Here is a 21463-nt window from a genome sequence, read left to right on the forward strand (position 1 = left end):
CTCGCCGGCAGCATGCTCAGACCTGCGATTCGCCGGGCGACAGGGTCAGCACGTCCACGCCGGTCTCGGTGACCGCGATCATGTGCTCCCACTGCGCCGACAGCTTGCGGTCCTTGGTCACCACGGTCCAGCCATCCGGCAGCACCTTGTTGTAGCGGGTGCCCTCGTTGATCATCGGCTCGATGGTGAAGGTCATGCCGGGCTGCAGCACCAGCCCCTGGCCCGGGCGGCCGTAGTGCATCACCTGCGGTTCGTCGTGGTAGATCTTGCCGATGCCGTGGCCGCAGTACTCGCGCACCACGCTGAACCGCTCGGCTTCGGCATAGCTCTGGATCGCATGGCCGATATCGCCCAGCGTCGCGCCCGGCTTGACCGCACGGATGCCGCGCCACATCGCTTCATAGGTGGTGTCGACCAGGCGCCTGGCCATCACCGACGGGGTGCCGACGTAATACATGCGGCTGGTGTCGCCGTGCCAGCCGTCCTTGATCACGGTGACGTCGATGTTGACGATGTCGCCGTCCTTGAGGACCTTGGCTTCGCTGGGAATGCCGTGGCAGATGACGTTGTTCACCGACGTGCAGACGGTCTTCGGGAAGCCCCGGTAGCCGACGTTGGCCGGCGTGGCCTTCTGCACGTTGATGATGTGGTCGTGGCAGATGCGGTCCAGCGCTTCGGTCGTCACGCCCGGCTTGACGTGCGGGGTGACGATGTCGAGCACCTCGCTGGCCAGACGGCCGGCGATGCGCATCAGTTCGATTTCCTGGGGAGTTTTCAGATTCACGCTCATGGCGACCATTATCGCCGATCCGGAGCCAGACTGAACGGGGCCGGCGGGAACGCCGACAGCCGAGGTTCGGCTGGCTGACCGGGGCCGCCGTGCGCCGGGGACGCCGCGTGAACGCAAAAAACGCCAAATCCGGCCAGAAATCCTCACGTTTCCCCGACAACCCCGCTTCTATAAGCAGGGTAGCGCCCGCCCGGCGCCCGTCCCTGCAGTACGTCAGCATCGACCTGATCATCCAGGACCCCCGTCCAAGGAGAATGCCCATGCGATCCCTGCGTCCCCTGCTCGTCGGTGTCGGCCTGGCGGCCCTGTCCACCCCCGCCCTGGCCGCCGATACGACCACCTTCAACGTCAAGATCATCATCACCAAGGCCTGCACGATCACGGCGGCAGCCGCCACGGACGTGGATTTCGGCAGTGCGCTGTCCACCGCCACCAGCCCCTCCAACGCCCAGGGCACGATCACCGCCCAATGCTCGGCCTTGACGCCCTACACCATCGCGCTCAACGCCGGCTCCAACGCGGGCACGGCCAATGACGTCACCACCCGGCGCATGAAGAACACCAATGCGGCGGTGACCACCAACAATTTTGTCGGCTACCAGCTGTACCAGGATGCCGGCCACAACACCGTGTGGGGTGCCACCGCCGGCACCAACACCGTGGCCGGCATCGGGACCGGCCTGCCGCTGGCCTACAACGTGTACGGCCAGATCGCCAATCCCAGCGTCAACAACGCCGCCACCGGCAGCTATCAGGACACCGTCACCGCCACCATTTCCTACTGAGGTTGCCATGCTGACTTTCGGACCGGGGCGCCCACGGCGACCCACGGCGTCGGCATGGCGGGCGTTGCCCTGGCTGTGGCTCGGCATCGCCGGCATGGTCCACGCCGCCAGCCTGCAGGTCGCGCCGACCTCGCTGCAGCTCACCCCTGGACAGAATGCGGACGCGTTGTGGGTCAGCAACAGCGGCACCTCGCCGGTGGACGTGCAGGCGCGCGTATTCCGCTGGACGCAGCGCGATGGCAAGGACGCGCTCGAGCCCACCACCGAGCTGGCAGTGAGCCCGCCGATGCAGTCGCTGGCCGCCGGCCAGCAGCAGCTGATACGGGTGGTGCGCGTGCAGCCGGAAGCGCCCGCTGCGCAGCTCGCGTATCGGGTGATCGTCGATGAGGTACCAACGCTCGACCCGGCCCGCCGGGGCATGCAGTTCGTACTGCGCTACTCGCTGCCGGTGTTCGTGCAGCCGGCCGGCGGACAACCGCCGGCCCCGGACCTGCAGGCCAGCGTGGTCGATCTCGGCGCGGGGCGCATCGCGCTGCAGGTGCATAACCGCGGCAACAGCTATGCCCAGATCGCCGACCTCGCCGTGGGCGACCCCGCGCGACCGCAGATCGTGCAGCCGGGCCTGCTCGGGTATGTACTGAGCGGCCAGACCATGCGCTGGCCCCTGGAACTCACCGCAGCCCGGATGGCGGGCGGCACGCTTTCGGCGAAGATCAATGGCGAGCAGGCCCAGACCCCGCTCCCCCTTGCGCCACCGTCTCGCTGAGGCGTGCGTGCGGATGGCGCTGGCTGCAAGCCTGTTGCCCCCGGCCGCGAGCGCGGCGGAGGCCGATATCGGCGCGTCCGGCGACGCCATGCTGCCGGCACCCACGCCGTTGACGGCAACGCAGACGCTGTATCTGGATGTGACCCTCAATCGCAGTCCACGCGGTCTGCTGCCGTTCTCGCTGGAGGCCGGCCGCCTGATGGCCCCGGCCTCCACCCTGCGCCAGCTCGGTTTCAGCGTGCGGGGTGAGGCCCCGCTGCCACTGGATGCCCTGGGCGGCGTTGTGGTGCGCTACGACGCTGCGCTGCAGACCTTGGCGCTGGACGCGCCGCTGTCGCAGCTGACCCTGCCCACCACCCTGCTGGAACGCCCGGCAGCGCCCACGCCGGTGGCCAGCGCGTCGCCGGGCGCCCTGCTCAATTACGACGTGTATGCCAGCCACAACCAGGATGCGGGCAACCTGGCCCTCACCACCCAGTGGCGCGCGTTCGGCCTCGGCCGTGGCGTGCTGGAAAGCACCCAGTTGCTGCGCACCTACCAGGAAGGCCGCAGTGGCCACTGGCGCGGCGAAAGCGTCCGTCTGGACAGCCACTGGGAACTGGACTTCCCCGACAGCGCCACGACCTTGACCGTGGGCGACTTCTTCAGCGGGTTCGTCGACTGGAGCCGCCCGGTACGCATGGGCGGCGTGCAGATCGGCCGCAACTACGGACTGCAGCCCTACCGTGTGCTCACCCCCACGCCCACCTTCCTTGGCGAGGCGGTGGTGCCCTCCAGCGTGGAGCTGTACGTGGACGGACTGCGTCAGTACAACGGCGAGGTCCCGGTGGGGCCGTTCCAGCTCGCCGCCCAGCCCGGCATCAGCGGGGCCGGCAACGCGCAGGTGGTGATCACCGACGCCTACGGGCGCATGCAGACCGTGGACTTCGCCTTCTACGGCGCCCAGCAGCTGCTCGCCAAAGGCCTCACCGACTGGTCACTGGGCGTGGGCCGGATGCGCCGCGAATATGGCATCCACTCCTTCGCCTACGACACCCCGGTGCTGGTCAGCGGCACCTGGCGCCACGGTGTCAGCAACCGCTTCACCGCCGAGGCCCACGCCGAAGGCGGTGGCGGCGTGGCCAACGCCGGCGCCGGCGGCTGGTGGCTGCTGGGCCCCGGCGGCGTGTTCAACGCAGCGTATGCCGGCAGCCGTGTGAACGGTCGCGAGGGTGGCCAGTGGGCGCTGGGCTACAGCTGGAACAACCGGCGCGTCAACGTCAATGCCGCCACCCGCCGCACCCACGGCGACTACCGCGACCTGGGCGCCCTGCAGGAGGCCCTGCCCCCCGATGTCACCGACCAGCTCACCCTGGGCCTGACCCTGGGCCGCGCCGGCGCGATCAGCGCAAGCTACCTGCGGTTGTCCTATCCCGACGGTGACGACAACCGCTACGCCAGCCTGTTCTGGAACAAGACCTTCTCGGCGCGCTGGTCTGCCTACCTGTCCTTCAACCAGGACCTGTCCGACCGTGACGACCGCAGCGTCTACCTGTCGGTGTCGGCCAGCCTGGGCCGCAACCGACAGAGCAGCGTGTCGGCCCAGCGCAACGGCGACCGCCGTCTGTATGCCGTGGATGTCTCGCAACCGGTTCCGGGGGACGGCAGCCAGGGTGGGTTCGGCTGGCGGCTGCAGGCCCGCGATGGCGATGGTGGTGCCGGCGGACTGGCCGAACTGGGCTGGCTGAACCGGGTCGGCCGCTACGCACTCGGCGCCTCGCGCCAGGGCGATGCCAACTTCGCTTATGCCAATGCCGCCGGCAGCCTGGTCTGGATGGGGGGCCATGCCTTTGCCGCACGCGAAGTGCCGGATGCGTTCGCGGTGGTTTCCACCGATGGTATCGGCGGCATCCCGGTGCGCCTGGAGAACCGACTGATCGGGGTGACCGATGCCAACGGCCTGCTGCTGGTCACCCCGCTGCTGTCCTGGCAGCGCAACCGCCTCTCCATCGACACCCTCGACCTGCCGGCCGAGATGCGCGCCGACCGGGTGGACACCTGGGTGACGCCGCGCCAGAACGCCGGACTGGGCGTTGCCTTCGGGCTGCGGCGCACCCGCCAGGCCACCGTGGTACTGCACGATCCGCTGGGCCTGGCCCTGCCCCCGGGCAGCCGCGTGCACCTGCCCGATGGCCGCCGGACCATCGTGGGCTATGACGGCGAGGCCTACCTCGACGATCTGCCTGCGCAGAGCCGCCTGCGCGTGGAGACAGAGACCGGCCGCTGCGAGGTCGAGGTCGCGGTGGTCGGCGCGGCCGACGGCACGCCCCTGCGCATCGGCCCGCTGCGCTGCCTGCCGGTGCCCCCATGAGCAGCGCCTGGCACAGCGGACTGCCGCTGGCGGCGCTGCTGGCGTGCCTGTGGCTGGTACCGGCGCCTGCGCGGGCAGCCACCACCTGCACCGCGACCGCCCCGGGCGCGCTCGCCTTTGGCACCATCACCAATGGCGCAGCGGCGCCGACCAATGTGATGGTGTCGTTCAAGATCCAGTGCAGCACCGTCGGCCTGTCCCTGCTCGCCGACGCGTCGGTCCGGGTCTGTGTCGGCATCGGAACCGGCAGCACGGGCACCACCCTGTCCCCGTTCCGCGGCATGACCAACACCTTCGGCGACACCATGTCGTTCCAGCTCTACACCAATGCCGCGCGCACCATCCCGTGGGGACTGCTGCCGGGCGGAACGCCCCCGGCGCAGGTCGTCGATCTGAAGTACCCGGTGCCTGTCCTGGGTGGCAATGGCGAAGTCACATTGACCCTCTACGGCCAGATCCCGGCCAACCAGGCGCTGGCCTTCGGCAGCTACACCAGCAGTTTTTCCGGCAGCGCGGTCACCCTGGAATACGCCTACAACGAAGTTCTCCTGGGCGGCTCGACCACCCCGGCGACCTGCACCGCCGGCACCACCGGGCACAAGACCGCCACCGACGCCTTCCCGTTCACCGTGACCGCCAACGTGCTCGCGCAATGCAGCGCCACGGTCGCCACCGACATGGACTTCGGCAGCCGCGCCGGCAGCATCGCCAGCGCGATCGACCAGACCTCCACCATCACCACCACCTGCCTGAAGCGCACGCCGTTCACGGTCGCGCTGGACAACGGCCTGTATGCCGGTGGCACCAGCGTGCGGCGGATGCGGCACGTCACCAACGCCGCCTACACCATTCCCTATGAGCTGTACCGCGACAGCGCGCGCACCCTGCGCTGGGGCACTACGCAGAACGTGGACACCCTTGCCCAGACGGGCACCGGCAGCGCGCAGCCGATCACCGTGTACGGCCGCGCACCGGCCACGGTCGGTGCGGTGGCCGAAGGCAGCTACAACGACCGCGTCCAGGTCACCATCACGTTCTAGGCCGGTGGCGTTCCCTCAAGCATGGCGCCACAACGCCGATAACCCCGTCGCCCTCCCTGTTGTCGACGTGGATGATCCGCCGCCGTTCCGTCCCGCTGCTGGCGCTGAGCCTGCTCGCCAGCCTGGCCGTCCCCGCAGCCTTGTGCGCCCCCGCCACGCCCCTGCGCATCACCCTGCGGGTCGTCGAGGCATGCCGTCTGCCGTCCGGCCCGGCGACGGACGCCTGTCAGGCGGCCCACCAGCGCAGCGACGATGGCACCCCGCCACCTGCGCAGGTGCAGGCACTGGCCCCGGCCGATGAAACGGCACCGCCCGGCCCGGAGCGCGCATGGCCTCCCACCTTCATCTTCTGATCGCGCCGCGGGCGGCGCTGCTTGCCGTGCTGGCAGGGCTGCTGCCCGGCGTCGCGGCGGGCCAGGCGCTGGAGATCGCGCCGCTGCAGGTCGCCCTCCCCGCCGGCAGCGCCGACGGCGAACTCTGGCTGCACAATACCCACCCGGGCGCATGGACGGGCCACGCACGGCTGTATCGCTGGGAGCAGACGCCCGACCGGGAGCTGCTGACCCCGGCCGATGACGTGGCCTTGAGCCCGACCCGGCTCACCATTGCCCCGGGCGGCCGGCAGCGGCTGCGCGTGGTGCGGCTGGACAGCGGCCCGCTGGCGCAGGAGCGCAGCTACCGGCTGCTGCTCCGCGCAGGGCCGGACAGCCCGCCCCTGCAGGTCTCGCTGCCGGTGTTCCTGGCCCCGGACGGCGACGCGGCAGGTCCGCCCGCCCTGACCGTGCAGCTCGGCGACGCCCTGCCCGGCCCGTCCCTTCGGCTCTACAATGACGGCCCTCGCCATGTCCGCCTGGCCGACCTGGCCTTCGTGGACCACCACGGCCGGCGCCACCCGCTGATCCCCGGCCTGGCCGGCTACGTCCTGCCGGGCCGGATGCGCCAATGGTCCCTGCCGGCCCGGGCGGCCGGCTACCACCGCGGCCGTTTCCAGGCCCGCCTGGACGATGCCGCCCAGGCCGATCTGGCCCCGGCCACCCCGCCAATTGCGCCGGCCGCCGCAGCCGGGCTATAATCGACGGGATTTCCCGCGCTCTTCGCGTGAAAACCGTCCACACCGGACGTCACCGGTGAATCCACACCTGTCGTCCCCATCCGTGCCGGGGTGCTCCGCAAGGAGTTCGGCCACGGAGACGACCGGGAAGCCCAACCCCGGAACCACCCGCCTCGCGGCGGACCGCCCATCTATTACCCGTGGCGGCCGGTTCCCACTCAGGAGTATTGCAATGCCCCAGGTCACCATGCGTCAGATGCTGGAAGCCGGCGTCCACTTCGGCCACCAGACCCGTTACTGGAACCCCAAGATGGGCCAGTACATCTTCGGCGCCCGCGGCAAGATCCACATCATCAACCTGGAAAAGACCGTTCCGCTCTTCAATGACGCGATGAACTTCATTTCCAGCATTGCCCAGAAGCGCGGCACCATCCTGTTCCTGGGCACCAAGCGCAGCGCCCGCGAGTCGATCCGCGAAGAAGCCGAGCGTTGCGGCATGCCGTTCATGAACCAGCGTTGGCTGGGCGGCACCCTGACCAACTTCCGTACCGTCAAGCAGTCGGTTGCCCGCCTGAAGGAACTGGAAGCCGGCGAAACCGACGGCAGCTTCGACAAGCTGGTCAAGCACGAAGTGCTGGGCCTGCGTCGCGAGCGTGACAAGCTGGAAGCCTCGCTGGGCGGCATCAAGGACATGAACCGTCTGCCGGACGCGATCTTCGTCATCGACATCGGCCACGAAGACATCGCCATCAAGGAAGCCAAGAAGCTCGGCATCCCGGTGATCGCTGTCGTCGACACCAACTACAACCCGGAACTGGTCGACTACGCGATCCCGGGCAACGACGACGCCATCCGCGCTGTGCAGCTGTACGCCCGCGCCGCTGCCGACGCCGTGCTGGAAGGCAAGGCTGCTGCGCCGCACGCCGCCACCGTCCGTGAAGAAGAGTTCGCCGAAGCCGCGGCCGCCGAAGAAGGCAAGCCGGCTCGTCGCGCTCCGGCCAAGAAGGCCGCTGCCGACAAGGGCGAAGCCCAGGCCTGATCCAGGCCCCTGGTGGGCGCCACGCGCCCACCGATCCTGTCCGCTGCCGACGGCGCGACGACAGGACACTGTCACACGGGCCGGCCACCATGCCGGCCCAACCCCTTTCTTTCGTGAGGAAATCCCGTGGAAATCACTGCTTCCCTGGTCAAGGAACTGCGCGAGCGCACCGGCGCCGGCATGATGGAGTGCAAGAAGGCACTCACCGAAAATGGCGGCGACATCGACGCCTCGGCCGAATGGCTGCGCAAGTCGGGCCTGGCCAAGGCCGACAAGAAGGCTGACCGCGTTGCTGCCGAAGGCATCATCGTTGCCGCCCAGGACGGCAACAAGGCCGTGCTGGTCGAGATCAATTCCGAAACCGACTTCGTCGCCAAGGACAGCAACTTCCTGGACTTCTCCAAGGCCGTTGCCGCCACCGCCCTGAGCTCGGGCGCTGCCGACATCGACGCGCTGAAGGCCGCCAAGCTGCCGACCGGCGAGACCATCGAAGAAGCCCGCGCCGCCGTCATCGCCAAGGTCGGCGAGAAGGTCGACGTGCGTCGCATCGTGCGTCTGGAATCGACCAACAACGTCGCTGCCTACGTGCACGGCGGCCGCATCGGTGTGCTGGTTGAACTGGCCGGCGGCGACGCCGAGCTGGCCCGTGGCCTGGCCATGCACGTGGCTGCCATGAACCCGCCGCACAACAAGGCGGCCGATGTGCCGGCCGACTTCGTGGCGAAGGAAAAGGAAATCGAACTGGCCAAGATGTCCGACAAGGACAAGTCCAAGCCGGCCGACATCCTGGAAAAGATCATCAGCGGCAAGATCGCCAAGATCGTCAACGAAGTGACCCTGTACGGCCAGCCGTACGTGCTGGACACCAACCAGTCGGTCGAGCAGGTGCTGAAGGCGGCCGGCGGCGACGTGGTCGGCTTCAAGCGCCTGGCCGTTGGCGAAGGCATCGAGAAGGTCGTGGAAGACTACGCGGCCGAAGTGATGAAGCAGGCCGGTCTGGCCTGATCCATCGCCTCCAGCGCGATAACGAAAAAGCCCGGCTGACGCCGGGCTTTTTTTTGCTCCACGCCTCTGCGCGTGACATCGCCGCCGTTGACGTTGCAGCGCCCCTCAGCCCTTTGACTGGAACGACACTTCTTCGTAGGGCTGCACCACCACCCAGCCTTCGCCGGCGAACTTCATCTGCAGACTCTCGCCCGAGCCGCGACCGACCAGCGTGCCCAGCGACACATCCGCCACCACCTCCGGCGACAGCGAACCCGACCACGCCACCGTCGCGTTCGGATCGGTGAACACCGGCCCGCCCTGCGCCGTCACCCGCAGCGTCATCGGCTCGTAGTGCGACGTCACGGCCACGATGCCGTGCCCGCTCAACCTGATGTTGAACAGCCCGCCGGACAGCATCCCCGCCACTTTCTTCATCATCGTGATCTTCGACTCGATCCCGGTTTCGAAGGCCAGCACATCGTTGCCGTTGACGAAGATCGACTCGCCCGCCAACCGCAGCAGCGTCACCTTCTTGCCCGCATCGGCCAGGTACACCCGCCCCTGCCCTTCCACCTTCATCAGTTGCAGGCCTTCGCCGCTGACCATCTTCTTCAGCAGCGTGCCCAGCCCCTGCTCCAGGATGCCCTGGCGGGTGAACTTCACCCCGCCCTTGCGCGCCACCATCGACCCCGCCTTGGCCCACACCAGACCATCGACACGCACCTCCAGCATCCGCGGGCTTTCCAGCTCGAACGCGTCGGCGCTCACATCCTTTTCCTGCGTGGTGGACAGAAACTCCTGAAGCGACTTCACGGTCATGGGGACAACGTCCTTGAGATTGAGACCGCGAATGGTAGCGCCCACCGCCCCAACGGCGCACGCCTTCGAACCGCAGGCCCCCACCTCTCACCCGCCACTCCCCCATTCGTCGGCGGATGTGTTACCAAAGAACCTGTCGCGCCTGCCCCCTGCAGTCTGCCCACTGGTTTTGCCTTGCATGGCGCCTCGGCGCACCATTGCCAACGCCAGTTTCCATAACAACGCAAGAATCCACGATCAAATCTGTGACGCACACCATGTATTCTTGCCACAACACATCAATAGCCCCGCCATGCCTCCCGAGCTGACAGCCGCCCTGGCGCTCTGCCGCAACCTGCCCTCGCCACCCGGTATCGCCTTGCGCATCATCGAGCTGGCGCAGGACCCGGAAGCGGACATCACCACTGCCGCCGACATCATCGCCATCGACATGGCGTTGAGCGCGCGCATGCTGCGCATCGCCAACTCGCCGCTGTACGCCAGCCGCCGCCGGATCGAAAACCTCGGCCAGGCACTGACCATGCTCGGCCTCAACGCCACCGTCAGCCTCGCCCTTGGCTTCACCGTGACCCAGGGGCTCACCGACCCGGGCGAAGGCCAGGACCTGCGCGAACGCGCATGGCGACGCAGCATTCTCAGCGCCCTCGCCGCCAGCCTGCTCGGCCAGGCGCGGGGTCTGCGCAAGGCCGAAGAGCTGATGCTGGCCGGCCTGCTGCAGGACATCGGCGTGCTCGCGCTGGCCCAGGCCGAGCCGGAACGCTATCTGCCCCTGCTCCGCCAGGCCGCCGACAACGACGCGCTGGTGGCACTGGAACGTGAACACCTCGCCTGCAGCCATGCCGACGTAGGCGCCTGGATCGCCGAAGCGTGGGCCTTGCCGCGCTACCTGGTGGAGAGCATCGCGCGCAGCGAGCAGCCCGAGGCCACCGAAGACACCTTCCAGGCCTGCGTCGCCGTCTCGGGCGCGGTAGCCGACATCTGGCTGAGCCGCGACGCCGATGCGGCCCGCGAACACGCCCTGCAGCTGGTCAATACCCGGCTGCAGCTGGACAGCGCCCAGTTCGACCAGGTCCTGGCGCGCATCAGCGAAGCGCTGCCGGACATCGGCGCCCTGTTCGAGACCACCCTGTTCTCCCCGGCGCGCGTCCAGCAGCTGATCGACCACGCCCAGGAACTGGCCACCCTGCGCAACCTGCGCGAGATGCAGGACGCCGCCCAGGCCCGCAAGCGCGCCGATGAATTCGAGGCGCGCGCCAACCGGCTGGCCGAGCAGGCCCATCGCGATGCCCTGACCGGCGTCCTCAACCGCCGCCAGCTCGAGGCCGTGCTGGAACAGGAGTTCCTGCGCGCCACCCGGCACGGCTGGCCCCTGTCGGTGGCCTTCATCGACCTGGACGACTTCAAGAAGATCAACGATGCCCACGGCCACCTGATGGGCGACCAGGTCCTGCGCATGTTCGCCAGCAAGCTGCAGGAGCAGCTCCGCAACAGCGACACCGTGGCCCGCTTCGGCGGCGAGGAGTTCATCGCCCTGCTGCCCAACACCACCGAACCGGTGGCCCTGGAAGTGGTACGCCGGGTCCTGGCCAACATCGTCAACACGCCGATGGCCGAACTGGAGGGAGGCCCCCTGTTCGTGACCTTCTCGGCCGGCGTGGCGACCCAGGGCGGTTACGAGCGTTTCGCCGATGTTCAGGACCTGCTGAAGGCCGCCGACGACGTGCTGTACCGCTCCAAGAACCTGGGCCGCAACCGCGTCATCGCTCGCTCCCCGAGCTCCGCCCCGGCCTGAACGGGGCCGTGACGACAGGCCCCCGGCGGTCCCGCCACGGACGCCGCAGTGCAGCAAAATAATCCTGCTCCGCGGCCCGGCTTCCAGTAGAATTCCCGCGTTTTCCACGCATCCAGAGGCCACCATGTCCAATCTCACCTATCGCCGCATCCTGCTGAAAGTTTCCGGGGAGGCGCTGATGGGAGACGAGGACTACGGCATCGACCCCAAAGTGATCCACCGGCTGGCGCGTGAAGTGCTCGAGGCCCAGCAGGCCGGGGCTGAAGTCGCCCTGGTCATCGGCGGCGGCAACATCTTCCGCGGCGCCGGCCTGGCCGCAGGCGGCATGGACCGCGTCACCGGCGACCAGATGGGCATGCTCGCCACGGTGATCAACGCGCTGGCCATGCAGGATGCGCTGGAAAAGCTCGGCGCCAAGGCGCGCGTGATGAGCGCGATCAAGATCAACGATGTGTGCGAGGACTACATCCGCCGCCGCGCCATCCGGCACCTGGAAAAGGGTCGCCTGGTGATCTTCGCCGCCGGCGTCGGCAGCCCGTTCTTCACCACCGACTCCGGTGCCGCCCTGCGCGCCATCGAGATCGGCGCGGATCTGCTGTTGAAGGCCACCAAGGTCGATGGCGTCTACGACAAGGACCCCAACAAGTACAGCGATGCCGTGCGCTTTGACACGCTGAGCTACGACGAAGTGATCCGCCGCGGCCTGGAAGTGATGGATACCGCCGCCTTCGCACTGGCGCGCGACAGCGACCTGCCGCTGCGCGTGTTCGACATGGGCCAGCCGGGCGAACTGCTGAAGATCCTGCACGGCGAGAACATCGGCACCCTGGTGCAGGGCCGCGACAGCGCTGCCTGACCCCCGCCGCCGCCGGCAAACGGCACCGATTCCGCAACCGCAGCCCACGCAGCGGCGCGGAACTGGTGCCGATGGGCCCGGTATCGGCCCGTATTCGCCTATAATCGCCCGATTCCAGTTACATCCAGGATTCGGGCGATGCTCAACGATATCAAGCAGGACGCGCAGACGCGCATGGCAAAGAGCATCGATGCTCTGAAGCACACCCTCACCTCCATCCGCACCGGCCGCGCATCGCCGTCGCTGCTGGACCGGATCACCGTCAAGGCCTACGGCACCGACACGCCGCTCAACCAGGTCGCCTCGATCAGCGTCTCCGAGGGCCATTCGCTGGTCATCACGCTGTTCGACAAGGGCATGATCAAGGACGTCGAGAAGGCCATCTACGCCTCCGACCTCGGCCTGACCCCGAACGTGGCCGGCACCGTGATCCGCCTGAACCTGCCGCCGCCGACCGAGGAGCGCCGCAAGGAGCTGGGCAAGCAGGTGCAGAAGGAAGGCGAAGGCGCCAAGATCGCCATCCGCAACATCCGCCAGGACGCCAACAAGGCGATCGCCGCGCTGCTCAAGGACAAGTCGATCAGCGAAGACGACAAGAAGCGCGGTGAAGACGACATCCAGAAGCTGACCGACAAGTCCATCAAGGACGTCGACAGTGTCGTGGCAGAGAAAGAAAAGGAACTGATGGCGGTCTGAGCCCCCATGACCTCAGCCCCGTCCAGCGGCACTGCCGCGCCCCTGCCCCGCCACCTGGCCATCATCATGGATGGCAACGGGCGCTGGGCACAGAAGCGTCGTCGCCCGCGCGTGATCGGCCATCGTGCCGGCGCGCGCGCGGTCAATCGCACCATCGACTTCTGCCTGGAGCGCGGCATCGCCGTGCTGACCCTGTTCGCCTTCTCCAGTGAGAACTGGGGGAGGCCGCAGGAGGAAGTGGATGCGCTGATGAAGCTGTTCCTCAATGCGCTCGATCGCGAAGTGGACGAGCTGCACCGGCGCGGGGTCCGCGTACGCTTCATCGGCGACCGCCAGCGCTTCGGCGCCGGCCTGGTCAGCCGCATGCAGCTGGCCGAACAACGCACCGCCGACAACCGCGCGATGACCCTGAACATCGCGGCCAGCTACGGCGGCCGCCAGGACATCGCGCAGGCCGCGCGCGACCTTGCCGCCGAAGTGGCGGCCAGTCGCCTGCTGCCCGAGCAGATCGACGAAGCCCTGCTCGGCAGCCGCATCGCGCTGGCCGACCTGCCGCCCCCGGATCTGTTCATCCGCACCGGCGGCGACACCCGCATCAGCAATTTCCTGCTGTGGCAGCTGGCCTATACCGAACTGTGGTTCACCGACGTGTTGTGGCCCGAGTTCGATGCCGCCGTCCTGCAGCAGGCCCTGGATGCCTACGCCGCGCGTGAACGTCGTTTCGGCCTGACCAGCGCCCAGATCGCCGCCCTGGCCACCGAGACCACGACCCCATGACCAGAACCCGAGTCATCGCCGCACTGATCATGGCGCCGGTCGCCATTGCGGCCATCCTGCTGCTGCCGACCCCGTGGCTGGCCGCCGCCGCCGCCGCCGTGTTCCTGATCGGCCTGTGGGAATGGCTGAAGCTGGCCGATGTCGACGACACCCTCGCCCGCACCGTGCTGCTGGTCCTGAACCTGGTGCTGATGGTGCTGATCGTGTGGGCCGGCGACGGCTCGCTGGTGCTGTACCAGATCGCCGCACTGATCGGCATCGGCTGGTGGGTGCTGGCCCTGGTATGGCTGCGCTTCTTCAACTTCGGCGCCAGCCCGAGCAGCCCGGCGCGTGCGCTCAAGCTGCTCGCCGGCACCCTGGCCATCGTCCCGGCCTGGGCCTCGCTGGTGCTGATCCATGCCAGCGGCAGCAACGGCCACCTGTGGCTGCTGACCGCGTTGGCGGTGGTGTGGGCAGCCGATTCGGGCGCCTACTTTGCCGGCCGCACCTTCGGCCGCACCAAACTGGCGCCGCGGATCAGCCCCAACAAGACCTGGGAAGGCCTGGGCGGCGGCATGGTCGCCGGCCTGCTGGTCGCGCTGGGCTTCGGTTTCATCGCCGGGGTCGAGAGCGGCCACCTGGTGGGCCTGACCATCACCGCTGTCGTCACCGTGTTCGCCTCGGTGCTGGGTGATCTGTTCGAGAGCCTGATCAAGCGCCACGCCGGCGCCAAGGACTCCGGCCACATCATCCCCGGCCACGGCGGCGTGCTGGACCGCGTCGACGGCGTGCTGGCCGCCCTGCCGGTCTTCGCCCTCGGCAAGGAAATCTTCGGATTCTGAGCATGACCAGCGTCAACACCCCCCGCCAGGTCGCCGTGTTCGGCGCCACCGGTTCGATCGGCGCATCCGCGCTGGACGTGATGGCACGCCATCCCGACCGGTATCGCGCCAGCGTGCTGGCTGCCGGCCGTCAGGTCGACGCGCTGGTCGCGCTGTGCGTGGCGCATCGGCCCGATCACGCGGTGATCGCCGACGCGACCCTGTATCCGGCCCTTCGCGCCGGCCTGCAGGCCGCCGGGCTGGCCACCGAAGCGCATGCCGGGGCGGCCGCACTGGATGCCCTGGCCGCCAGCGATGCCTGCGACACCCTGGTGGCGGCCATTGTCGGCGCGGCCGGGCTGTCGTCCACGCTGGCCGCAGCCCGGGCCGGCAAGCGCATCCTGCTGGCCAACAAGGAGTCGCTGGTGCTGGCCGGCGAACTGCTGATGCGCCAGGCTGCCGCGGCCGGCGCCGAGATCATCCCGATCGACAGCGAGCACAGCGCCATTTTCCAGTGCCTGCGCTCCTGTGACGCCAGCCTGGACGGGGCCGGCGTCCGCCGCATCATCCTCACCGCCTCGGGTGGCCCGTTCCGCGGCCGCCGCCGCGCCGAGCTGGCCGACGTCACTCCGGCCCAGGCCGTGGCGCACCCGAAATGGTCGATGGGGCCGAAGATCTCGGTCGATTCGGCGACGTTGATGAACAAGGGCCTGGAAGTGATCGAGGCCCACCACCTGTTCAACGTGCCCGGCGAGCGCATCGACGTGCTGGTGCACCCGCAGAGCCTGGTCCACTCGCTGGTCGAGTTCGTGGATGGGTCCACCCTGGCCCAGCTCGGCCTGCCGGACATGCGCACCACGCTGGCCGTCGGCCTGGGCTGGCCCCGCCGGATCGACTCGGGTGTCGGCGGGCTGGACCTGCTGACCCAGGGACGGCTGGATTTCGAGGCCCCCGACACCGACGCCTTCCCCTGCCTGAAGCTTGCGTGGCAGGCGATGGCCGCCGGCGGTACCGCGCCGGCCGTGCTCAATGCGGCCAATGAAGTGGCGGTTTCAGCGTTTCTTCAGGGTCGGATCGCTTTCCTTGCCATTCCGGCGCTGGTGGCTAACGCTCTGTCAACACTGTCGGTGGAGTCCGCCGATACACTGGAGGTCCTGCTGAGCGCGGACCGCCGTGCCCGCCAGATCACCGAAGCCGCCATCGACCCCGCCTGAATGCCCGACGCTCCCTCTTACTTTGCCATCGCTCATGGGTGACTTCATCGGATCGGTCTGGTGGATGATCGTCAGCCTTGGGCTGCTGGTGACCTTCCATGAGTTTGGCCACTACTGGGTCGCGCGCCGCTGTGGGGTGAAGGTACTGCGCTTCTCTGTCGGCTTCGGCCGGCCCCTGTGGATGCGCCGCAACCGCGCCGGCACCGAATTCGCGATTGCCGCCATTCCGCTCGGTGGCTACGTGAAGATGCTCGATGAGCGCGAGGTCGAGGTACCGCTGGCCGAGCGCTCGCAGGCCTTCAACAACAAGACCGTCTGGCAGCGGATCGCGGTCGTGGCCGCCGGCCCGCTGGCCAACCTGCTGCTCTGCGTGGCCCTGCTCTGGGCGATGTTCGTGATCGGTCGCCAGGACTATTCGGCCACCATCGGCCGCACCACGGGCATGGCCCAGGCCGCCGGCCTCCAGGCCGGCGACCGGGTGCTGCGGGTGGACGGGCGCGACGTCGTCACCGCCGGCGAGGCCAGCATGGCCCTGACCACGGCGGCGATGGACCGCAAGGACGCGCAGGTCGAGGTGCTGGACACCCAGGACCAGCAGCGCACCCGCCTCCTGCCGCTGTCACAGCTGCCGGCCGGCTTCGACGAGCGCCGTGTTCCGGTGCTGGCGGGCCTGAACTGGCAGTACTGGCTGCAGCCGGCACTGGTGGACAGCGTGGTGCCGGGCTCGGCGGCGGACGGCGTGCTGCTGCCGGGCGACCTGATCGTGGCCGTGGACGGACAGCGCATCGAAGCGGCCGACCAGGTGCCGGCCCAGGTGCTGGCGCTTGGCCAGCGCGGTGGCGCGGGCATGATCGACGTGCTGCGTGCCGGTGAACGGCTGGCGCTCGAGGTCACCCCCCAGGCGGGCAAGGGTCCGCGCGGCCAGGCGACCTGGCAGCTCGGCATCGCCTTCCCGCAGGGCCATGCCCCGGCCTACGACGCCGAGCTGAAGTTCGGCCCGTTCGCCGCCGTGCCGGTGGCGCTGCGCGAAACCGCCCGCCTGGCCGGCGATTCGCTGGGCATGATGCGCCGCATCGTGACCGGCAACGCCTCCCTGAAGAACGTGTCCGGGCCGGTCACCATCGCCCAGGTGGCCAATGGCACGGCCAAGCGCGGGGTGGACTGGTTCCTGTATTTCCTGGCCCTGCTGTCGCTGAGCCTGTGCATCATCAACCTGCTGCCCATCCCCATCTTGGACGGCGGGCACCTGCTGTATTACCTTATTGAGTTGGTCAAGGGCAGCCCGCTCAGTGAGCGCGCCATGGCCGCCGGTCAGTACATCGGCCTGGCGCTGCTGGCGGGACTGATGGGATTGGCGTTCTACAACGACATCCTTGGTCTGGCCCAGCGATGAACTTTTTTCTTTTGTCGTCGTCTTACACGCCGGCATCCCGCAATGTTGAAATCGACTCCAACCGGACGTGACATGACGCGACTCCCCAATCGCCGCCTGCTTGCCCTCGCACTCGCCGCCGGTTTCGGCGCGCCCGCCCTGGCGCAGGCAGCCGAGCCCTTCACCGTCAGCGACATCCGTGTCGATGGTCTGCAGCGCATCACCTCCGGTACCGTGTTCACCTACCTCCCGGTGGAGCGTGGCGACACCCTGACCGACAACAAGGTCGGCGAGACCATCCGCGCCCTGTACAAGACCGGTTTCTTCGAAGACGTGCAGATCGACCGCCAGGGCAACATCATGGTGGTGACCGTGCGTGAGCGCCCGGCGATCAACAAGCTGACCGTCACCGGCAACAAGGACATCAAGAGCGACCAGCTGCTCAAGGGCCTGAGCGACATCGGCCTGACCGAGGGCGGCACCTTCGACCGCCTGAGCCTGGACCGCGTGACCCAGGAACTGCGCCGCCAGTACAACGATCGCGGCAAATACAACGTCGACATCACCCCGACCGTGAGCCCGCTGGACCGCAATCGCGTGGACATCACCATCGCGATCAAGGAAGGCAAGGCCGCCAAGATCCAGCACGTGAACCTGGTGGGCACCGAGAAGTTCGCCTCCGAGGACATCCTGGAAACCTGGGAATCCAAGGAGCACAACTGGGCCTCGTGGTATCGCCGCGACGACCAGTACTCCAAGGAAAAGCTGTCCGGCGACCTGGAAAAGCTCAACTCCTGGTACCTGGACCGCGGCTACGTGGACTTCAGCATCGACTCCACCCAGGTGTCGATCAGCCCCGACAAGCGCGACATGTTCATCACCGCCGGCGTGACCGAGGGTGAGCAGTACAAGATTTCCGAGATCAAGGTCACCGGCGACACCATCCTGCCGCAGGAGGATGTCGAGCGCATGGTGATCCAGAAGTCCGGCGACACGTTCTCGCGTGCGCTGCTGGAATTCAGCTCGGATGCGATCACCAATTCGCTGTCCAACATCGGCTACGCCTTTGCCAAGGTCAACCCGATCCCGACCAGCAACCGCGCCGACCGTACCGTGGCGATCAACATGCAGGTCGTGCCGGGTCCGCGCGTGCAGGTGCGCCGCATCACGTTCAAGGGCAACACCCGCACCTCCGACGAAGTGCTGCGTCGCGAAATGCGCCAGTTCGAGAACAGCTGGTACTCGCAGGCCGCGATCGACCGCTCCAAGATCCGCCTGCAGCGCCTGGGCTACTTCGAGGCGGTGGACGTGGAAACCCCGCAGGTCACCGGCAGCAACGACCAGGTGGACGTGGTCTACAACGTCAAGGAAACCACGTCGGGCAGCTTCGTGTTCGGCCTGGGCTATTCGCAGTCCTACGGCATGACCACCTCGGTGCAGCTGTCGCAGAACAACTTCCTCGGCGGCGGCAACCGCGTGTCGGTCGAAGCCTCGCGCAGCAGCTACCTGCAGCGCTACGGTTTCTCCTACACCAACCCCTACTTCACCGATGACGGCGTCTCGCTGGGCTACAACCTGTCCTGGCGCGAACTGGACTACTCCGACTTCAACACCGCGCAGTACAACAGCACCAACGGTGCGGCGCAGATGATCTTCGGCGTGCCGATCACCGAGAACGACACCGTCTCGCTGATGTTCGGCATCGACAGCAACCAGATCACCACCTACCGGGAGGCCACGCCGGAGGCGATCATCGACTACATCAACGCGGTCGGCCAGCGCACGTTCCACTCCTGGCGTACCGAGCTGGGCTGGGCGCGCGATACCCGCAACGACTACTTCATGCCCACCCGCGGTACCTACCAGCGCGTCGGCCTGGAGACCACGCTGCCGGGCTCGACGGTCGAGTACTACAAGCTGAACTACCAGTTCTCCAAGTACTGGCCGATCATGCCGTCGCTGGTGATCAACACCCGCGCGGAAATCGGCTACGGCGACAGCTACGGCAAGGACGTCACCCGCGACCTCTGCTACACCCCGCCCACCACCGACAACCCGAATCCGACGCAGACAGTGAACTGCAATACGTCCTCGCCGGACTACCGCAAGACCGTGACCGCCACGGGCCTGCCGTTCTACGAGAACTTCTACGCCGGCGGCACCAACTCGGTGCGCGGCTTCGAAGACAACACGCTGGGCCCGCGTTCGGAAGCCATCAACGGGTACAGCAACGGCCAGCCGCTGGGCGGTTCGCTGAAGACGGTCGGCTCGATCGAAGCGTACTTCCCGCGTCTGTTCGACAGCCCGTCGGCACGCATCTCGGCGTTCCTGGACTTCGGCAACGTGTACACCGGGGTGGACAACTTCAAGGCCAACGAGCTGCGCGTGTCCACCGGTGTGGCGCTGTTGTGGCGCGCACCGGTCGGTCCGATCTCGATCAGCTACGCCTTCCCGCTCAAGAAGGAAGACGGCGACGAGATCGAGCGTCTCCAGTTCACGTTCGGCGGCCAGTTCTAAGCGTCGGACGCATCAGCAGAAACGCCGGGCATGTCCCGGCGTTTCTGTTTTCGAGCCTCAAGCCGCAAAGCAAACGGCGAACGGCAGCATTTCACCTGCTACGGGCTGGAGCCGCCGCCGGGTAGCCCCGCGCCGGGACGTCCGCCGCGAACCCGCCCCGACCCACCCAAGCCAGACGTCCCTTCAGCCACACGCTGTTCGCCTGAATCCAACAGCAGCCGGGCACAGCCGGGGGGTACACAGCCCATCGTACGCGCGTGGTGGATCAGGCCCGGAAAGGGCCGAACATGACCGAAGTCACGGCACACGGTAAACTTCCGGCGTGAATACTCCTTCCTATACCGCCCAGCAACTCGCCGAGCAGTTTGGCCTGCAGGTCCACGGTGATGGCAGCACCGCCATCCGTGGCGTGGCCACCCTTGCCCATGCCGGCCCCGGCCAGCTGACCTTCCTGGCCAACCCGCGCTACCGCGCCCAACTGGCCGACAGCCAGGCCGGCATCGTGGTGCTGCGCGCCGAGGATGCCGAGGCCGCACCCGGCACCGCGCTGGTGGCCAAGGACCCGTACACGACCTTCGCCAAGATCGCCGCGCTGTTCGACATCGCGCCGACCCGTCCGCCAGGCATCCACCCCAGCGCGATCATCGATCCGGATGCGCAGGTGGCCGCCAGCGCCCACATCGGCCCGTTCGTCACCATCGGCGCGCGCAGCGTCGTCGGTGAGAACTGCATCGTCGGCCCCGGCAGCATCATCGGCGAGGACTGCACCCTGGACACCGGCTGCGAGCTGATCGCACGGGTGACCCTGGTGACCCGGGTCAAGCTCGGCAAGCGCGTGCGCATCCATCCCGGTGCCGTGCTCGGCGCCGACGGCTTCGGCCTGGCAATGGATGCCGGCCACTGGATCAAGGTGCCGCAGCTCGGCGGCGTGCGCATCGGCGACGACTGCGAGATCGGCGCCAACACCTGCGTGGACCGCGGCGCGCTGGAAGACACCGTGCTCGACAACGACGTGCGCCTGGACAACCTGGTGCAGATCGCACACAACGTGCAGATCGGTGCGCACTCGGCCATCGCCGGCTGCACCGGCATCGCCGGCAGCGCCAAGATCGGCCGCTACTGCCTGCTCGGCGGCGCCGTCGGCGTGGTCGGCCACCTCGAAATCTGCGACAAGGTCGTCATCACCGGCAAGTCGGTGGTGCGCAACTCCATTCATGAGCCGGGCGAGTATTCGTCCGGCACCCCACTGACCGACAACCGCACGTGGCGCAAAAACGCCGCGCGCTTCAAGCAGCTCGATGCATTGGCCCGTCGCATCCTGTCTGTGAGCAAGGAGAAGGAATGAGCCACGAACAGAAGCTGCCGGACATCACCGAGATCCAGGCGTTGATCCCGCACCGTTACCCGTTCCTGCTGGTCGACAAGGTCGTGTCGATCAACTACGACAAGCGCACCATCGTCGCAACCAAGAACGTCAGCATCAACGAACCCTTCTTCCAGGGCCACTTCCCGGGCCAGCCGATCATGCCCGGCGTGCTGATCATCGAAGCGATGGCCCAGGCCGGTGGCGTGCTCACCCAGCTCACCCTGGGCCGCGATGCGCAGTCCAAGCTGTTCTACATGGTCAAGGTGGACAAGGCCCGTTTCAGCAAGCAGGTCGTTCCCGGTGACGTGCTGGAAATGCACGTGGAGATCAAGCGCGTGATCCGCAACATGGCCGTGTACGACTGCGTGGCCAAGGTCGACGGCGAGATCGTGGCGTGCGCCGAAGTACTGTGCGCCGGCACCCGCGAATGAGTCCGGCAGGAGACC

General features: G+C 67.8%; 20 protein-coding genes. 18 read left to right on the plus strand and 2 right to left on the minus strand.

The window, feature by feature from the left end; translation table 11 throughout:
• Positions 1-16: 16 nt before the first annotated feature.
• The gene (map, locus tag GDJ08_RS05280; RefSeq protein ID WP_026070700.1) at positions 17-790 is read right to left on the minus strand and encodes a type I methionyl aminopeptidase; all 774 of its coding nucleotides are present in this window, start codon (positions 788-790) and stop codon (positions 17-19) included.
• Between the two features lie 260 nt (positions 791-1050).
• On the opposite strand from map, the gene GDJ08_RS05285 reads away from it, so the two are divergent.
• The 8 genes from GDJ08_RS05285 to tsf all read left to right on the plus strand — a co-directional run bounded on the left by GDJ08_RS05285 (position 1051) and on the right by tsf (position 8826).
• Positions 1051-1575, plus strand: a complete 525-nt coding sequence (locus GDJ08_RS05285; protein ID WP_017355581.1) for a Csu type fimbrial protein — start codon at positions 1051-1053, stop codon at positions 1573-1575.
• 7 nt (positions 1576-1582) lie between these two features.
• The gene (locus GDJ08_RS05290; RefSeq protein ID WP_026070699.1) at positions 1583-2341 is read left to right on the plus strand and encodes a fimbrial biogenesis chaperone; all 759 of its coding nucleotides are present in this window, start codon (positions 1583-1585) and stop codon (positions 2339-2341) included.
• A 13-nt stretch (positions 2342-2354) separates the two neighbouring features.
• A complete protein-coding gene (locus GDJ08_RS05295; RefSeq protein WP_153164422.1) occupies positions 2355-4691 on the plus strand; it encodes a fimbria/pilus outer membrane usher protein in 2337 nt (778 codons plus the stop codon).
• Positions 4688-5731 (plus strand): Csu type fimbrial protein, encoded by a 1044-nt coding sequence (locus tag GDJ08_RS05300; RefSeq protein WP_136004253.1) that lies wholly within the window; start codon positions 4688-4690, stop codon positions 5729-5731. Before GDJ08_RS05295 ends, GDJ08_RS05300 begins: the two co-directional genes overlap by 4 nt.
• Before the next feature lie 71 nt (positions 5732-5802).
• Positions 5803-6084 (plus strand): hypothetical protein, encoded by a 282-nt coding sequence (locus GDJ08_RS05305; protein WP_136004255.1) that lies wholly within the window; start codon positions 5803-5805, stop codon positions 6082-6084.
• A complete protein-coding gene (locus GDJ08_RS05310; protein WP_153164423.1) occupies positions 6060-6803 on the plus strand; it encodes a fimbrial biogenesis chaperone in 744 nt (247 codons plus the stop codon). The genes GDJ08_RS05305 and GDJ08_RS05310 overlap by 25 nt, the downstream gene beginning before the upstream one ends.
• A 211-nt stretch (positions 6804-7014) precedes the next feature.
• The gene (gene rpsB / locus GDJ08_RS05315; protein WP_017355305.1) at positions 7015-7821 is read left to right on the plus strand and encodes a 30S ribosomal protein S2; all 807 of its coding nucleotides are present in this window, start codon (positions 7015-7017) and stop codon (positions 7819-7821) included.
• Between the two features lie 126 nt (positions 7822-7947).
• Entirely contained in the window at positions 7948-8826 is an 879-nt protein-coding gene (gene tsf / locus GDJ08_RS05320; RefSeq protein WP_017355306.1) for a translation elongation factor Ts, read from the plus strand.
• A 105-nt stretch (positions 8827-8931) separates the two neighbouring features.
• Here tsf and GDJ08_RS05325 read toward each other — a convergent pair whose 3' ends face one another.
• Positions 8932-9627, minus strand: a complete 696-nt coding sequence (locus GDJ08_RS05325) for an AIM24 family protein (protein ID WP_017355307.1) — start codon at positions 9625-9627, stop codon at positions 8932-8934.
• Between the two features lie 292 nt (positions 9628-9919).
• On the opposite strand from GDJ08_RS05325, the gene GDJ08_RS05330 reads away from it, so the two are divergent.
• From GDJ08_RS05330 to fabZ, 10 genes are all read left to right on the plus strand, one after another.
• Positions 9920-11419 carry a GGDEF domain-containing protein gene (locus GDJ08_RS05330; RefSeq protein ID WP_153164424.1) on the plus strand — a complete coding sequence of 500 codons (1500 nt, stop codon included), beginning with the start codon at positions 9920-9922 and terminating at the stop codon, positions 11417-11419.
• Between the two features lie 124 nt (positions 11420-11543).
• Positions 11544-12275, plus strand: coding sequence for a UMP kinase (pyrH, locus tag GDJ08_RS05335; RefSeq protein ID WP_017355309.1), 732 nt, complete (start codon positions 11544-11546; stop codon positions 12273-12275).
• Positions 12276-12413: 138 nt separating this feature from the next.
• Positions 12414-12971 carry a ribosome recycling factor gene (frr, locus tag GDJ08_RS05340; protein ID WP_017355310.1) on the plus strand — a complete coding sequence of 186 codons (558 nt, stop codon included), beginning with the start codon at positions 12414-12416 and terminating at the stop codon, positions 12969-12971.
• A gap of 6 nt (positions 12972-12977) precedes the next feature.
• Positions 12978-13748 carry a polyprenyl diphosphate synthase gene (gene uppS / locus GDJ08_RS05345; protein WP_153164425.1) on the plus strand — a complete coding sequence of 257 codons (771 nt, stop codon included), beginning with the start codon at positions 12978-12980 and terminating at the stop codon, positions 13746-13748.
• On the plus strand, positions 13745-14569 hold the full coding sequence (locus tag GDJ08_RS05350; protein ID WP_017355312.1) for a phosphatidate cytidylyltransferase: 825 nt from the start codon (positions 13745-13747) through the stop codon (positions 14567-14569). Before uppS ends, GDJ08_RS05350 begins: the two co-directional genes overlap by 4 nt.
• 2 nt (positions 14570-14571) lie before the next feature.
• Positions 14572-15762, plus strand: a complete 1191-nt coding sequence (locus GDJ08_RS05355) for a 1-deoxy-D-xylulose-5-phosphate reductoisomerase (RefSeq protein WP_017355313.1) — start codon at positions 14572-14574, stop codon at positions 15760-15762.
• A 34-nt stretch (positions 15763-15796) separates the two neighbouring features.
• Positions 15797-17155 carry an RIP metalloprotease RseP gene (gene rseP / locus GDJ08_RS05360; protein ID WP_136004259.1) on the plus strand — a complete coding sequence of 453 codons (1359 nt, stop codon included), beginning with the start codon at positions 15797-15799 and terminating at the stop codon, positions 17153-17155.
• A gap of 72 nt (positions 17156-17227) precedes the next feature.
• Complete coding sequence (gene bamA / locus GDJ08_RS05365; protein WP_017355315.1) at positions 17228-19651, plus strand: outer membrane protein assembly factor BamA; 2424 nt, start codon at positions 17228-17230, stop codon at positions 19649-19651.
• 322 nt (positions 19652-19973) lie between these two features.
• The gene (gene lpxD, locus GDJ08_RS05370; RefSeq protein WP_017355316.1) at positions 19974-20996 is read left to right on the plus strand and encodes a UDP-3-O-(3-hydroxymyristoyl)glucosamine N-acyltransferase; all 1023 of its coding nucleotides are present in this window, start codon (positions 19974-19976) and stop codon (positions 20994-20996) included.
• Positions 20993-21448, plus strand: coding sequence for a 3-hydroxyacyl-ACP dehydratase FabZ (gene fabZ, locus GDJ08_RS05375; protein WP_017355317.1), 456 nt, complete (start codon positions 20993-20995; stop codon positions 21446-21448). Before lpxD ends, fabZ begins: the two co-directional genes overlap by 4 nt.
• Positions 21449-21463: the final 15 nt, after the last annotated feature.

It is taken from the genome of Stenotrophomonas nematodicola, from assembly GCF_009467805.1.
In the GTDB taxonomy this organism is placed as follows: Bacteria; Pseudomonadota; Gammaproteobacteria; order Xanthomonadales; family Xanthomonadaceae; genus Stenotrophomonas; species Stenotrophomonas nematodicola.